Annotated in this window: 11 protein-coding genes and 1 pseudogene; 5 read left to right on the forward strand and 7 right to left on the reverse strand. The window is 70.8% G+C overall.

What is annotated here, in order from left to right:
* Positions 1 to 68: 68 nt before the first annotated feature.
* Positions 69 to 668: a DUF937 domain-containing protein gene (locus J421_RS01740; protein ID WP_025409439.1), complete on the reverse strand. Its 600-nt coding sequence runs from the start codon at positions 666 to 668 to the stop codon at positions 69 to 71.
* A gap of 276 nt (positions 669 to 944) precedes the next feature.
* On the opposite strand from J421_RS01740, the gene J421_RS01745 reads away from it, so the two are divergent.
* From J421_RS01745 to J421_RS01755, 3 genes are all read left to right on the forward strand, one after another.
* Positions 945 to 1,718, forward strand: a complete 774-nt coding sequence (locus J421_RS01745) for a hypothetical protein (protein ID WP_025409440.1) — start codon at positions 945 to 947, stop codon at positions 1,716 to 1,718.
* Positions 1,719 to 1,821: 103 nt separating this feature from the next.
* The gene (locus J421_RS01750; RefSeq protein ID WP_025409441.1) at positions 1,822 to 2,913 is read left to right on the forward strand and encodes a pectinesterase family protein; all 1,092 of its coding nucleotides are present in this window, start codon (positions 1,822 to 1,824) and stop codon (positions 2,911 to 2,913) included.
* A gap of 180 nt (positions 2,914 to 3,093) precedes the next feature.
* Entirely contained in the window at positions 3,094 to 4,461 is a 1,368-nt protein-coding gene (locus tag J421_RS01755; protein ID WP_025409442.1) for a glycoside hydrolase family 28 protein, read from the forward strand.
* A gap of 75 nt (positions 4,462 to 4,536) precedes the next feature.
* Here the strand turns inward: J421_RS01755 and J421_RS01760 are convergent, their stop codons facing one another.
* From J421_RS01760 to J421_RS01770, 3 genes are all read right to left on the reverse strand, one after another.
* Entirely contained in the window at positions 4,537 to 6,036 is a 1,500-nt protein-coding gene (locus J421_RS01760) for a sugar ABC transporter ATP-binding protein (RefSeq protein WP_104022128.1), read from the reverse strand.
* A gap of 70 nt (positions 6,037 to 6,106) precedes the next feature.
* Entirely contained in the window at positions 6,107 to 7,174 is a 1,068-nt protein-coding gene (locus tag J421_RS01765; protein WP_025409444.1) for a sugar ABC transporter substrate-binding protein, read from the reverse strand.
* Between the two features lie 137 nt (positions 7,175 to 7,311).
* Positions 7,312 to 8,409, reverse strand: a complete 1,098-nt coding sequence (locus J421_RS01770; RefSeq protein ID WP_025409445.1) for an ABC transporter permease — start codon at positions 8,407 to 8,409, stop codon at positions 7,312 to 7,314.
* Between the two features lie 84 nt (positions 8,410 to 8,493).
* Between J421_RS01770 and J421_RS34740 the strand changes: the two are divergent.
* Both J421_RS34740 and J421_RS01780 read left to right on the forward strand, forming a co-directional pair.
* Positions 8,494 to 10,850 (forward strand): annotated as a pseudogene (locus tag J421_RS34740) (glycosyl hydrolase family 95 catalytic domain-containing protein).
* A gap of 156 nt (positions 10,851 to 11,006) precedes the next feature.
* Positions 11,007 to 11,765, forward strand: coding sequence for a rhamnogalacturonan acetylesterase (locus J421_RS01780; protein WP_025409446.1), 759 nt, complete (start codon positions 11,007 to 11,009; stop codon positions 11,763 to 11,765).
* A gap of 7 nt (positions 11,766 to 11,772) precedes the next feature.
* On the opposite strand, the gene J421_RS01785 is transcribed toward J421_RS01780, so the two are convergent.
* The 3 genes from J421_RS01785 to J421_RS01795 form a co-directional block, all read right to left on the reverse strand.
* Positions 11,773 to 12,198 (reverse strand): TonB-dependent receptor plug domain-containing protein, encoded by a 426-nt coding sequence (locus tag J421_RS01785; RefSeq protein WP_025409447.1) that lies wholly within the window; start codon positions 12,196 to 12,198, stop codon positions 11,773 to 11,775.
* A 92-nt stretch (positions 12,199 to 12,290) separates the two neighbouring features.
* Complete coding sequence (locus tag J421_RS01790) at positions 12,291 to 13,421, reverse strand: glycoside hydrolase family 26 protein (protein ID WP_025409448.1); 1,131 nt, start codon at positions 13,419 to 13,421, stop codon at positions 12,291 to 12,293.
* A gap of 7 nt (positions 13,422 to 13,428) precedes the next feature.
* Positions 13,429 to 15,117: a RagB/SusD family nutrient uptake outer membrane protein gene (locus J421_RS01795; RefSeq protein ID WP_025409449.1), complete on the reverse strand. Its 1,689-nt coding sequence runs from the start codon at positions 15,115 to 15,117 to the stop codon at positions 13,429 to 13,431.
* Between the last annotated feature and the right edge of the window lie 13 nt (positions 15,118 to 15,130).

The raw sequence follows: 15,130 nt of genomic DNA on the forward strand, positions 1-15,130 counted from the left end.
GAGAGCCATAAGGTCTCCTGCCCTCGCGCGTTTCGCGCGCGCCCTCCTGCCCTCCTGCCCTGTCTCGGTCAGTGCCGCGTCGCCGCGTCGAGGATCTTCCCCACGATGCCGCCGATGTGCGGCGCGGTGCGCTGGGTCTGGGCCTGCGCCTGACGGGCCTCCTGCTGGAGCGCGTCGGGGATGCCGTCGGCGTTCAGGTCAGCCGCTGACGGCTGGGTGGCGCTCTGCTGTTGCTGCTTGCGCTGATGCGCGAGCGCGGCGAGCACGATCGGGGCGAGGATGAGGAGCAGCTTCTTCGTCTGACCCGCGTCGAGCCCCGACGCCTGCTGGACGCCGTCGTTCACCTGCCCCTCGTGGCGTCCGAGGACGTTGCCGAGGATGCCGCCCCCGGCGCCGCCCGCGCCACCGAGCGCGCCGGACAGGATCGAGCCGAGCGAGCCGCCGAGGCCACCGAGGCCACCGAGCAACCCCTCGTGCTGCTGCATCGCTTCCTGGACGCCCTGGGCACCGCCGGCATCCTGGGCGGTGCTCGCCATGCCGCCGAGCAGCATCGGCAGCGCGGCCTGGACGGCCGTCTCGGTTTGCGCCGGGTCGGCGCCGATCTGCTGACTGAGCTGCCGGATCTGGTCCGGACCGAGGTGCTGCTGGACGAGGTCGAGAACGCTCATTGGAGGGTGCGGTTCGGGTGAGATCGGTCGCGGGTGGAAGAACCGCGCCGCCTTCCGCCCATCCCATGATCTGGACGGCGTTTCGTCCCACAGCGTGTACAACGCCGCCGCCGAAGTCCGTGACCCGGGTCACGTTCTGTCACGTAAGTAGCTACGGATGAACGACTTGCAACCACAAACAGGCGGCGGCCCGATCGCGCACGCGCGTTGCCTTTCGGGTGGGCAGGCCGGCGACGCAGAGGCCGCCGACGGCAGGTCAACTCGCAGGAGGCAAGCATGACTCGGACGCTTCGTTCTTTCGGCAGACAGCAGCTCCAGGCGGCGCTCGTCGGAGCGGTCGCCCTGCTCGGCGGTCGCGCGGCCCAGGCCCAGTGGGGCCAGCCGCAGAACGGCAACATGCGGCTCGTCTTCGAGTGGCAGGGCAACGTCGATCGCGATACGCGCATCAACGTCGGGCGCGGCGGCGTGAGCGTGTACGGCGCGAGCAGCAACGAGAGCCGCGGCCGCTTCGTGACGCGAGGGACGCTCCCGACCGGCAACGGCACGCTGTACGTGCAGCGCGTCAGCGGGCGCGGGAACGTCGAGGTCATCCAGCAGCCCGGCTACAACTCCGGCGACGGCATCATCCGCATCACGGACTCGCAGGGCGGGCAGGGCTACTACGACATCCGCGCGTACTGGCAGTCGAACGGCACGGTGGCCGACCGGAACGGGAACGGCGACTGGAACTCGCGGCTCGGCTGCTGGGATCGGAACCACAACGACAGCTGCGATCACGACGCGAACGGCAGCACGAACGGCAACGGCGGCTGGGACCGTGGGGACGTGTACCAGCGCAACGGCGAGGTCGCGCGTGGCCGCGGCGAGGTGGCGCTCGACCGGAACGGCAACGTCGTCTACGACCGGCGCGGCCAGGTCGTGTACGAGCGCCGCGGCAACCAGACGCTGGTCCGCGACCGCAACGGCAACGTCGTGTTCGACCGCAACGGCAAGCCGGTGTACGAGAAGTCGAACAACGGCCGGCGGGGCCGCGAGCGCTACGACGACTGACGCACGGATCGCGAACGCGCCGGCCGGGGCACCCGGCCGGCGCGTTTTCGCGTCCCCGCATATTGTTCTTGCCGGGAACAATACAGCCGCCCACTCTTCGTGCATGACGCGCGCTGCCCTCGTCCTCACGCTCGCTCTCGTGGCCCCCGCGGGCGCCGGCGCCCAGCGGTGGGCGGCCGTCGTCGACGCGCGGTTCACCGGACGCGACGGTGCCCGCGTCGCCGGCGCGCCGACGTACCACACGCTGGGCACGGCGCTCGGCGCGTTGCCCAAGACCGGGCCCGCCGCGGTCTACCTGCGCAACGGTCGCTACCGCGAGAAGCTCGTCGTCGCGCGGCCGCGCGTCACGCTCGTCGGCGAGAGCCGCGACGGCGTCGTGATCACGTGGGACGACGCCGCCGGCACCCCGCGCCCGGGCGGCGGCGCGCCCTTAGGCACGTTCGGCAGCTACACGCTGCGCGTCGCGGCGCCGGACTTCCGCGCCGAGCATCTCACGGTCGAGAACGCGTTCGACTACCTCGCGAACATGCGCAAGCCGGCCGACGACCCCACGAAGCTGCAGGGCGCGCAGGCCGTCGCGCTCGCGCTCGACTCGGCCAGCGACCGCGCGTCGTTCGAGGACGTGCGCGTGGCGGGACATCAGGACACGCTGTACCCGAACGCGGGACGCGCGTACTTCCACAAGTGCGAGATCACCGGCAGCGTCGACTTCATCTTCGGCGCCGGCGTCGCGGTGTTCGACGAGTGCGTCATCGTGTCGCGCGACCGCGGCAGCCCGACGAACAACGGCTACGTCGCCGCGCCGAGCACCCCGCTCCGCCGGCCGTACGGCTTCCTGTTCGTGCGCAGCCGCCTGACGAAGGAGACGCCGGCGATGGCGGCCAACACCGTGGTGCTCGGACGGCCGTGGCATGCCGGCGGCGATCCGCAGGCGGTGGGGAGCGCGGTGTTCGTCGACTGCTGGATGGACGACCACGTGGGCGCCAAGGGGTGGGACCGCATGCGCATGGGCACCGACTCCGCCGGCAACGCGGTGTGGGCAGAGCCCAACGCGTCGCGCTTCTACGAGTACCGCAGCACCGGCCCCGGCGCCGTCGCGAGCCCGCGCCGCCTCCAGCTCACCGACGCCGACGCGGCGCGCTACACCGTGGAGCGCGTGCTCGATGGATGGACGCCACCGTCGGCTCGACGATGATGCCGTTTCGTCTCGCGCGGAGCCGCGGAGAACGCGGGGCACTGCCTCTTCGAACAGCAAAGACCTGGGGATGAAGAGATCCTCAGGATCCTGGGATCCTGTCATCCCCAGGCGTTCGCTCTTGACATTCTCCGCGTTCTCCGCGGCTCCGCGTGAGACCTCTCCAGCGGTACCGAGCACATGCCACGTTTCGCCGTCATCGCAGCCCTCGCCACGCTCGTCTCACCGTTAGGCGCGCAGGACACGCGCACCGTCGCCGAGCCGAAGATTCCGCCGGCGTGCGCCACGCTCGACGCGTCGCTCGTGCCCGTGGGCGACACGACGCTCGCCGACGCCGACGAGGGAAGGCTCGACACCGACCGCATCCAGCGCGCGATCGACGGCTGTGCGGCCGGGCGCGCCGTGGTGCTGAAGGCCGACGGGCCGCGGCGCGCGTTCCTCGGCGGGCCGCTCAAACTGCGGCCCGGCGTCACGCTCGTCGTCGACTCGGGCGCGATCCTGTTCGGCTCGCGCGATCCGGAGGTGTACGCGACGTCGGCGGGGAGCTGCGGCGTGCGGAAGGAGGGCGCTCGCGGCTGCCGCCCGCTCATCGCCGTCGACAGAGCCGACCACGCGGGCGTGATGGGCGGCGGCACGATCGACGGCCGCGGCTGGGCGACGATGGCGGGGCAGACGATCTCGTGGTGGGACCTCGCGCAGCAGGCGCGCACCGGCCCGCCGCAGCAGAACCCGCGCATGATCCAGACGAACGGATCGAACGACTTCACGCTCTACGGCATCACGCTCCGCAACTCGCCGAACTTCCACGTCGTGTTCGACCGTGGCGACGGGTTCACCGCGTGGGGCGTGAAGATCCACACGCCGAGCCCGAACGCGCGCAACACCGACGGCATCGACCCCGCCGGCGCGACGAACGTGACGATCACGCGGAGCTGGATCCTGACCGGCGACGACAACGTCGCGATCAAGGGCGGCAGCGCGAAGACGACGCACGTCACCGTGTCGCACAACCACTTCTACCGCGGCCACGGCATGTCGATCGGCAGCGAGACGAACGCCGGCGTCGAGCGCGTGCTCGTCACCGACCTCACGGTCGACGGCGCCGACAACGGGCTGCGCATCAAGTCCAACGCGTCGCGCGGCGGGCTCGTGTCGAACGTGACGTACGAGAACGTGTGCATCCGGAAGACGAAGGAGCCGATCTTCATGGACACGCACTACAGCGCCTCGCCGCAGACGACGGGCACGCTGATCCCGGTGTTCCGCGACATCGTGCTCCGCAACGTGCGCGTGCTCGATGCCGGCCGCATCACGCTCGACGGCTACGACGCGGAGCGCCGGCTCGGGATCACGCTCGACGGCGTGACGTTCGACGACGTCGCGACGGTGAAGCTGAAGGCGTCGCACGCCGACGTGACGCTCGGCGCCGGCGGCACGAACCTGCCGATCGCGGGCGACGACGTGAAGATGACCGGGCCCGCCGTGCGCAAGGACGCCGCCGCGGCTCCGTCGTGCGAGGGACGCTTCGCGCCGTTCCCGGTGCGGTGAACAGCCAAAGCATCGACCGCAGAGCCAAGGGAGTTCTCCGCGTGCTCCGCGCCTCCGCGTGAGATCCGCCCCGCGTTAGGCGGCCTCGGAGGTCAGCCCGGCCATCATCCGCAGCAGCGCGTCCTGCGACGCCGCCTCGCGCGGCAGCTCGCCGACCACGCGCCCCTCGCGCAGCACCACGACGCGCGACGAGAGGTTCAGCAGCTCCGGCAGCTCGCTCGAGATGAGCAGCACCGCCGCGCCCTCCGCCGCGAGCTTGTCGATCCACGCGTGGATCTCGGCCTTCGCGCCGACGTCCACGCCGCGGGTCGGCTCGTCGAGGATGAGGATGTCGCCGCCCGCGGCGAGCCACTTCGCCATCACGATCTTCTGCTGATTGCCGCCGGAGAGCGCCGCGGTCACGGTCTCCTGTGTCGCCTTCACCCGCAGCCGGTCGAAGTAAATGCGCACCGTGTCGCGCTCCGCCGCGCGGTCGACGAAGCCGAAGCGCGACAGGCGGTCGAGCGTGGGAAGCGTGGTGTTCTCGCGCGTGCGCATGCCGAGCACGAGCCCCTGCTTCTTGCGGTCCTCGGGCACGAAGCCGATGCCGTGCGCCATCGCGTCCGTCGCGTGCGCGATCTGCACGCGCTTGCCGCGCACCGACACGAATCCGCGCGCCGCCGGCACGATGCCGAAGATCGTCTCCGCCACCTCGGAGCGCCCCGCGCCGACGAGCCCCGCGAGGCCGAGCACCTCCCCCGCGTGCAGCGTGAACGACACGTCCTCGAAGTGTCCGGGTCGCGTGAGCCCCTCCACGCGCAGCCGCTCCTCGCCGCGCGGCGCGCTGACGTGCGCCGGGAAGTACTGCTCCAGCCGGCGGCCGATCATGAGCTGCACGAGCGACGCCTCGTCGAGCTCCGATGTCGGATGCGTGCCGACGTGCCGACCGTCGCGGAGCACGGTGATGGTGTCGCACAGCCGGTAGATCTCCGGCATGCGGTGCGACACGTAGAGGATCGCGACGCCGCGCTCGCGCAGCTCGTCGATCAGCCGGAACAGGTTCGCCGCCTCGGCCTCGCCGAGTGAGCTCGTGGGCTCGTCGAACACGACGACCTTCGCCCCTTCGCCGACCGCGGCGGCGATCTGCACCACCTGCTGCTCGGCGACGCCCAGCGACGCCATCGGCCGGTCGGGGTCGATCGACGCGCCGACGGTGCCTAACAGCGCGCGCGCCCGCTCGCGCAGCGCGCCGCGGTCGACGAAGCCCCACCGGCTCGGCAGGCGGCCGAGGCACAGATTGTCGGCGACGGTGAGGTTCTCGCAGAACGCGAGCTCCTGGTGCACCATCGCGACACCCGCGGCGAGCGCGTCGCGCGGGCTCGCGAACCGCACCGGCCGCCCCTCGAGGCGCACCTCGCCGGCGTCCGCCTGATAGATGCCGGAGAGGATCTTTCCGAGCGTGCTCTTCCCCGCGCCGTTCTCGCCGCACACCGCGTGCACCGAGCCCGCGTGCACGTCGAACGACACGTCGTCCAGCGCCACCACGCCGGGAAAGCGCTTGGTGACGCCGCGGAACTCCACTGCAGGAGAGGTCATCTACGTGGCTGCGTCGCTGCGTGGCTGCGTGAGCACGTCGCTGTTACGCAGCCACGCAGCCACGTCGGTGTCATTGGTTCAGATACTTCGGGTCGACGTCGCTGAAGCCCCAGTCCTTGAGCTGCTTGGCCCACTGGTTGAGGTTCGACTTGTCGACGCGGATGAGATCCATCTGCACGTGCGCCGGCACGTCCTTCTTGTCGTGCACGTGGTCCCAGATGGTCTTCACGCTCACGTAGCCCCAGTTGTACGTCGGCTGTGCGAACAGCACCGGCGCGAGCCCCTTGTCGACGTACGGCAGCTCCGACGGCAGCGCATCGACGGAGACGATCTTCACCTTGTTCGGATCGAGGTCCGTCAGCAGCGTCTTCGTCCACAGCGGCCAGCCGCCGATGAACGCCCACCCCTGGATGTCGGGATACGCGTTCTGCGCGCGGAGCACCTCCGCGGCGGCGTCCTGCGGCGTCTCGATGTGATAGAACGTCCCGAGGATCTGCATGCCGGGATACTTCGCCGCCTCGTCCTTCGCGCCCTTCACCCGCTTCTGCAGGTTCGGCGCGTTCTGGTTGCCGGCGAGGATCCCGATCTTCCCCTTGCCGCCCATCTGCTTCGCCAGCTCGGCCATCACCTGGCGGCCCATCGCCTCGTCGTCGCCGCCGTAGAAGCTGAAGCGCTTCGACGTCGGCACGTCGGAGTCGAACGTCATCACCGGCACGCCGCGCGCGACCGCCTCGTCGATCGCGCCCACCAGCTTGCTCGCGTCGCTCGCCGAGAGCAGGATCGCGTCGTCGCCCGCGTTCACCGCCTGCGCGATGCGCTGCGCCTGCACGGCGGCGTCCTCGTTCGGCGGCGTGAGCCAGTCGATCTTCACCGTCACACCGGTCGCCTTGCCGATCGAGTCGGCGGCTGCTTCGGCCCCCTGCCGTCCGGAGAGGAAGACGGGGTTCGTGGAGCTCTTCGCGATCATCGCGATGGTGAACGTCTTCTTGCCGGACGCGGAGGCGCCGGCGGTCGTCGCGTTAGGCGTGCCGGACGTGGCCGAGTCGTTCCCGGCGCCGCCCCGGCTGCACGCGCCGAGACCGATGGTGGCGAGCAGGCCGAGCGCCGCGCGGCGCGTGATCACGGACGTGACGGACATTCGGGTTCTCGGGTGTGGGCACGTCTCACGCGGAGCCGCGGAGGACGCGGAGAAGACCACGGTGACGTCATCCCGGCGAAGGCCGGGATCGCCGCGTGCTCCGCGGCTCCGCGTGAGCACGAAGTGTGGTCAGGCATCTACGCAGCGCGAGGGCGGTTGGCGGTCGCGCTGGCCGCGGCGAGGCGCCGGGCGAGCAGCCGGCTGCCGCTCTGATCGAGCACGACGGCGATGATGAGCGCGCCGCCGATGATGATCCACTCGTAGTTCTGGTCGAGGTGCAGCGTGCGGATCGCCTGACGGATCGTGACGATGAGCAGCGCACCGAGCAGCGCGGAGACCGCGCTCCCCTTGCCGCCCGCGAGGCTCGCCCCGCCGACGACCGCGGCCGCGATCACGTACAGCTCGTACCCCGTCCCGTCGGACGACGTCGCGGAGCCGTAGAACGCCGCGCCGACGAACGCGGCGATCCCCGCCGAGATCCCGGAGATGACGTACACGCCGAGCTTCACGCGGTCGACGCCGAGCCCGGAGAAGCGGCTCGCCTCGACGTTGCCGCCGATCGCGAACACGTGCCGCCCCATCACGGTGCGCACGAGGTACACGCTGCCGATCACCGTCACGAGGAGCGTCACGAGCAGCGGCACCGGATAGAGCGCGGTGCGGAAGCCGAGGCTCGCCTTCACGACGTCGGTGAGCGCGCTCGGCACGAGGATGCTCTCGGCCTTGCTGATCACGAACGCGATGCCCCGCAGCATCCACATCGTGCCGAGCGTGATGATGAACGGGTGCACGCCGAGCCCGATCACCATCAATCCATTCAGCAGCCCGCACACCAGGCTCACGCCGAGACACGCGCCGAGGCCGAGGAGCACCGTGGCGATGGGTCCCATCGGTCCCGCGGCGCGCAGCACCATGGCCATCACCACGCCGGCGAGCGCGTAGATCGCGCCGACGGAGAGGTCGATGCCGCCCGAGATGATGACGATCGTCGCGCCCACGCCCATGATCGCGAACGCGCTCGCGTCCGTCGCCATCTGGATCAGCGTGTACGCGTTGAGGAAATTGTTCACCTGCGCGCCGGTCACGCGGTCGGGATGCGACCCGGCGGCCGCGGTGAGCGCCGCCCCGAGGATGATCAGGACGATGACGAGACCCAGCTGCTGCGAGCGCAGCAGCGTGCCGCTCACGCGCCGGAAGAGGGGGAGGTCGGTGGTCGGCGAGGCCGTGGCTTCCACGAGGGGCTCCAAGACGGGATAAAGTATTCTTCAGGAAGGTAGGGGCGAACCGAGCAGTGTCAACGCGAGACAGCAGCGCACCAGATCTCTTCGTGCATCATGACCATCCGCGTGACGTTCCGGACGCTCCCGCTCGTCGCACTCGTCCCAATCCTCCCACTCCTCGCCGCACGCGCGGGAGCGCAGCGCCCCGCCGCGCCCGGCGACTCGCTCACGCTCTGGTACGTCGCCCCGGCACGCGAGTGGATCGAGGCGCTCCCGGTGGGCAACGGACGACTCGGCGCGATGGTGTTCGGCGGCGTGGCCCACGAGCGACTCCAGTTCAACGAGGGGACGGTGTGGACCGGCGCGCCGCACGCGTACGAGCACCCGGGTGCGTTCGCGGTGCTCGGCACTCTGCGCTCGCTCCTCCTCGCCGGCAAGCAGCGTGAGGCGGAAGCGCTCGCGATGGAGCGCTTCATGAGCGTGCCGCTGCGGCAGCAGGCGTACCAGGCGTTCGGCGACCTGCACCTCGCCTTTCCCGCGCTCGACGGCGCCGCGGTGACCGACTACCGCCGTGCGCTCGACCTCGACCGCGCCGTCGCGACGACGCGCTTCCGCATCGGCGGCACGACGTACGCGCGCGACGTGTTCGCGAGCCACCCCGACGGCGCGATCGTCGTGCATCTCTCGGCCGACCGGCCGGGCGCGGTGACCGTCGTCGCGTCGCTCGCCAGCGCGCACGACGGCGCGACGCGCGTGCACGTCGGCGCACGGCAGCTCGCGATGCGCGGCGGCGTGGCCGGCGGCGCGATCCGCTTCGAGGCGCGGCTCGACGTGCGGCCCGACGGAGGACGTGTCGCGACGTCGGACACGTCCATCACGGTGACCGGCGCCGACGCGGTGACGCTCGTCCTCGCCGGCGCGACGAACCACGTCAGCTATCACGACGTGTCCGCCGATCCCACGGCGCGCGACGATCGCACGATCGCGGCGACGCGCGCGCGCGCAGCTACGCCGCCATGCGCGCGGCGCACGAGCGCGACCACCAGCGGCTGTTCCGCCGCGTGACGCTGGACCTCGGCAGCGCAGACGCTGCCCTGCGGCCGACCGCGGAGCGGCTCGCGCGCTTCGCGACGGCGGGGGATCCGGCGCTCGCCGCGCTGCTGTTCCAGTACGGACGCTACCTGCTCATCGCGTCGAGCCGCGCGGGTGGGCAGCCGGCGACGCTGCAGGGGCTGTGGAACGACAGCAACCAGCCGCCGTGGGACAGCAAGTGGACCGTGAACATCAACACGGAGATGAACTACTGGCTCGCGGAGCCGACGGCGCTGCCGGAGCTCACCGCGCCGCTGTTCGACATGCTGCGCGACCTGTCGCAGACCGGCGCGGCGGTGGCGCGCGTGCACTACGGGGCGCGCGGGTGGGTGCTGCACCACAACACCGACCTGTGGCGCGGCGCGGCGCCGATCAACAACTCGAACCACGGCATCTGGCCGTCGGGCGGCGCGTGGCTCGCGCAGCACCTGTGGCGGCACTGGGAGTACGGAGGCGACCGGCGCTTCCTCGCCGACACCGCGTACCCGATCATGCGCGGCGCGGCGCGGTTCTTCGTCGACGCGCTGCTCGAGGATCCGCGCTCGGGGATGCTCATCACCGGGCCGTCGAACTCGCCGGAGCACGGCGGCCTGGTGCTCGGCCCGGCGATGGACCGGCAGATCGTGCGCGACCTGTTCGCGAACGTGATCCAGGCGAGCGAGATCCTCGACGTCGACGCGGCGCTGCGCGACACGCTGCGGTCGATGCGCGCGCGCATCGCGCCAGACGCAATCGGCCGGCGCGGGCAGCTGCAGGAGTGGCTGGAGGACGTCGACGACCCCACCGACCACCACCGCCACGTGTCGCACCTGTGGGGGCTGCACCCCGGCGCGGAGATCACGCCGAGCACCCCGGCGCTGTTCGCCGCCGCGCGCCGCACGCTCGAGGAGCGCGGCGACGAGGGCACGGGATGGTCGAAGGCGTGGAAGATCAACTTCTGGGCGCGGCTCCGCGACGGCGACCACGCGTACGCGCTCGTGCGGAGCCTCGTCTCGCCGACGCGCGACCTGAAGATCACGACGACGGCGCCGGGCGGGCTGTACCCCAACCTGTTCGACGCGCACCCGCCGTTCCAGATCGACGGCAACTTCGGCCTGACGGCGGGGATCGTGGAGATGCTGCTGCAGAGCCACGCCGGGGAAGTCGATCTGCTGCCGGCGCTGCCCTCGGCGTGGCCTAACGGACGGGTGCGCGGTCTGCGCGCGCGCGGCGGCTTCGACGTCGATCTGCTCTCGTGGACGGGAGCCAAGCTCGTCGAGGCGCGATTCACGTCGCGGCTGGGCGGGCGACTGCAGGTACGGTACGGCGATACCGTTCGTTCGTATGAAACCAAGAAGGGACAACACATCACGTTCCAGCCCTAGGTGGGAGCGCCGAGGCGAGTACTCACTGGGGATTCGAAGGATCTGAAGGATCTCGAGATGTGCTGAGGCCTCAGCCCTGAGCACATCCGGAGATCCTGTTCATCGTTCTCGCAATCCCCATGGAGTACTCGCCCATAGCCTGCGCCCTCTCGACCCATGAGATCAGCACTCCGGCTCGCCGCATCCCTTCTCGCGATCATCGCCCTCACCGGCGTCGCCCCGCCGGAGCGCATCGTCGTCTACATGATCGGCGACTCCACGATGGCGAACAAACCGGATCCGGAGCACAACCCGGAGCGCGGCTGGGGACAGGCGCTCCCGCAGTTCCTCGACCGCGACGTGACGGTGGACAACCGCGCCGTGAACGGCCGCAGCACGAAGAGCTTCATCGCCGAGGGCCGATGGGACTCGGTGCGCGCGCGGCTGAAGAAGGGCGACTACGTCCTCATCCAGTTCGGGCACAACGACCAGAAGGTCGAGGACTCGACGCGCTACACGAACCCCTACACGGGCTATCGTCGGAACCTCTCGCGCTTCGTGACCGAGACGCGGGCGGCGGGCGCGACGCCGGTCGTGCTGAGCTCCATCGTGCGGCGCAAGTTCAACGCGCAGGGCGTGCTCGAGGACACGCACGGGGCGTATCCGTTCGTGGCGCGCGACGTGGCGCGCGAGCTGGGCGCGGGCTTCGTGGATCTCCAGCTGCTGACGGAGGACCTCGTGACCGCCGCGGGGCCCACGGGCTCGAAGGCGCTCTACGTGTACACCACGGAGGGCCAGTTCCCGTCGTTCCCGCAGGCGCGGCAGGACGACACGCACCTCTCGCCGCGCGGAGCGACGGAGGTCGCGCGGCTGGCCGCTCGCGCGCTGCGCGGCCTCGGCGGGCCGCTCGCGAAGCACGTGGTCGGCGTGGACTGAGCGACGATCACCGCCCGCGCTTCGTCGTGATGAGCACCACCCCGTTCGCCCCGCGCACACCGTAGTACGACGTAGCGCCGATGTCCTTCAGGACCTCGATCTTCGCGATGTCGCCGGGACTGATGCTGAGCAGGCCGTTAGGCGCGTCCATCGGCATGCCGTCGACGATGTAGAGCGGCGCGCCGTCGCCGTTGATGGTCGACGTGCCGCGGATGCGCACCGAGATGCCGCCCGCCGCGGCGACGACGCGCACGCCCGGAAAGCGGCCGATGAACAGCTCCTCGGCCCGCACCGGCGTGCTCCCCCGCCAGTCGTCGGCCGTCGCGGTGCGCGCCCGCTCGTCGGCACCCGGCCGCTCGGGTGTGGGAGACGGCGCCGCGGTGCCCCCGTGGCACGCGGCGAGGAGCAGCAGAACCAGGAGGCGCTGTTTCATGAGCGGGACCTCCGTCGCGGAACGTATCATCCATCGAGCCGCCATGGCCGGCTCCATGGAGCTGATGGTAACGCCGTGGACGTGATGCGTCACTAATCCCGATACATCGCCCCCAGCTCGTCCTCGAACACGATGAGCGGGTGCGCGCGGAAGCGCACGAAGTCCGCGGCGCTCGCCTGCCCCGGGTACGGCGCATAGAAGTGCTCGCGCTTCTCGCGCGCCGCGTTCGCGTTGCGCCACACGAGCACGTACGCCGCGCGGCGCGTGATCGAGTCGGCATTCAGCGCGGCGAGCAGCTTCCCCGTCCACCACGTGGAGTCGGGGAGCGTCTCGTAGCCCGTCTCGGTGATCGCCGCGACCTTGCCGCGCCGATCCGCCTCGCCCACCACGACGTGCAGCGACTCGACGAGCGCCTGCACCTGGTCCTTCGGCGCCCACGTGGCGCTCGGCGGCCACCAGTACTGGTCGACGCCGAGCACGTCGACGTACGCGTCGCCGGGATACCAGTCGAGGTAGTGCGACGGGCCGTAGTCGTAGACCTTGTCCGGGGAGTACGCGTACAGGAGGTTGTGCACGCCGCGGCGGTCGCGGAGGTACTCGACGGTGAAGCGCCACAGCCGCTGGTAGTCGTCGGCGCGCGTGTGCGACGCGCCCCACCAGAACCAGCCGCCGCTCATCTCGTGGAACGGCCGGAAGACGAGCGGCACGAGCGCGGTGCCGCCGTCGGGCGCCGGCGCGCGCAGCGACGTGGCGAAGTCGGCGAAGCGGTCGAGCCACGCGACGTACGTGGCGTGGTGCGCGCCGCCAGGCAGCAGCGTGGGAAGCGCGCGGCCGGTCGTGTCCCACGCGTTGCCGCCCGTCACCGGGTTCGGCATGTGCCAGCTCAGCGTGATCACGCTGCCGCGCCGGTAGCCCTCCACGATCCAGCCGCGCAACCGGGCGAGATCGGCGCCGCCGAACTCCCAGCCGTACACCGCCGGATACGCGCCCGCCACCGCCTTCACGTCGGAGCGACCGGGCTCGCCGGTCCAGTCGTGGCCGTACGCGAGGTCGTCCTGATGACCGAACATGACCTGCCGCCCGGCGAGCCGCCGCATGTTCGCGAACAGCGCGCGCGTCTCCGCCGTGGCGAGCGCGTCGACCGGCTGCGCTTCCGCCGACCGAGCGCACGACGCCCCCGCCGCGACGAGCAACGCGACGAGGGCGCCTAACGATCCGCGCATCGGGGGCTCAGTAGCCCGGGTTCTGCGTCAGCGCCGGATTCGCCGCGAGCTCCTTGCTCGGGATGTTCTGCAGCTTCTGGTACGCCTGGCGCGGCTTGCACGTCCCCTGGCTCGCGTAGTCCGCGATCGCGGACTTCTGGTTCATCACGTCGAGCCAGCGCCCCTCGCGCACGAGATCGAAGCGCGACTGGAACTCGCCGTACAGCTCGTGCGAGCGCTCCGCCCACACGGCCTGGCGGAACTGCGCCTGGCTGAGCCCCGCGAGCTTGGGGAGGCCGGCGCGCGTGCGCACCTGGTTGATCGCGTCGTACGCGGCGCCGGTCGGGCCGTTCTTCTCGTTCTCCGCCTCGGCGAACACGAGCAGCACGTCGGCGTGGCGGAGGATGATGAAGTTGTTCGCCGCCGCCTGATCGGTGCTGAGGTGCGTCGGGTCGATGTACTTCAGCGTGTAGTACGGCGGCGCGACGGCGACCATCGTCGGCTGCCCGCCCTTCAGCGTGAGCTGGTGGAAGTCCTCGGCGAAGCGGCCGCAGCCCTCGCTCCAGCTGCCGTAGCGCACCACCGAGTCCTTCGCCACGAGCCCCGCGCTCTGGAGCGCGGCGAGCGAGTCACGCTGCAGCGCGCGGATCTTCCCCCACGAGCTGTTCGTGAACTCCCACGACATCGCGATCGCCTTGTTGTGCTCCGCGCGCTTGTCGTTCGCCTCGAACGACTTCACGAAGTCCTCGCGCAGGCTCAGGAACCCCTGGCCGCAGCTGCCGACGACCGTGCAGTCGCCCTTCGGACCGAAGTACGCCGGGACCTGCGAGCCCGAGTTGTTCACCGCCGCGCCCTGGATGGCGAACAGGATCTCGGGGCTCGTGTTCTGCTTGTTGATGTCGAACAGGTCCATGTAGTTCGACTCGAGGCGCACCGACGCGTCGGCCATCTCGGTCTGCGCGGCGAGTCGCGCCGAGTCGAGGTAGGCGGACTTCAGCGCGGCGAGCGGCGTACCCGTGGCCTCGTCGCCCGCCATGTGCAGATAGACCTTCGCGAGCAGCCCCCACGCCGTCGCGGCGCGCGGCAGCCCCTGGCCGTTCGGCTGGCTGTACGTCGTCGGCAGCAGCGGGGCGGCGGCCTTGAGGTCCTTCGCCGCCTGCAGCCAGATCACCTCGGGCGCGCTGCGCGGCAGGGCGCCCATCTGCGCGTCCGGCTGGTACGGCTCGAGGCGCAGCGGCACGCCGCCGTAGCGCCGGACGAGGTCGAAGTACGCGTAGCCGCGGGCGAACAGCGCCTGCCCCTGCGACAGCTTCTTGGTCGCGTCGGAGATGCCGGCGCTCTTCGGCACGTTGGCGAGCACCTCGTTCGCGCGCTCGATGATCTGGTAGTCGCCGATGTACACGCTGTTGTCCTGCATGTACCACTGGCCCGCCTGCTGGCCGGCGAAGCCGCCGGCCATCCAGTTCCAGCACAGCAGCTCGGGCTCGTCGCACATCAGGCCGTACTGCGCGGGCGACTTCCAGCCGTTCCAGCCCATGAGCGGCGCGTACACGCCGTTCACCGCGGAGACGGCCTGCGCGTCGGTCTGGTAGTACTTGTCGGGCGAGATGAACGTCGCCGCCGTCTCGGGGAGGTCGGTGACGTCCTTGCACGCCGCCAGCATCGTCGCGGCGAGCGCGCCCAACGCGATGCGAATCGTGGCTCGATGAAGCGTCATGGTTCGGTCGCCG

Origin of the sequence: Gemmatirosa kalamazoonensis, assembly GCF_000522985.1 — a bacterium.
Lineage (GTDB): Bacteria > Gemmatimonadota > Gemmatimonadetes > Gemmatimonadales > Gemmatimonadaceae > Gemmatirosa > Gemmatirosa kalamazoonensis.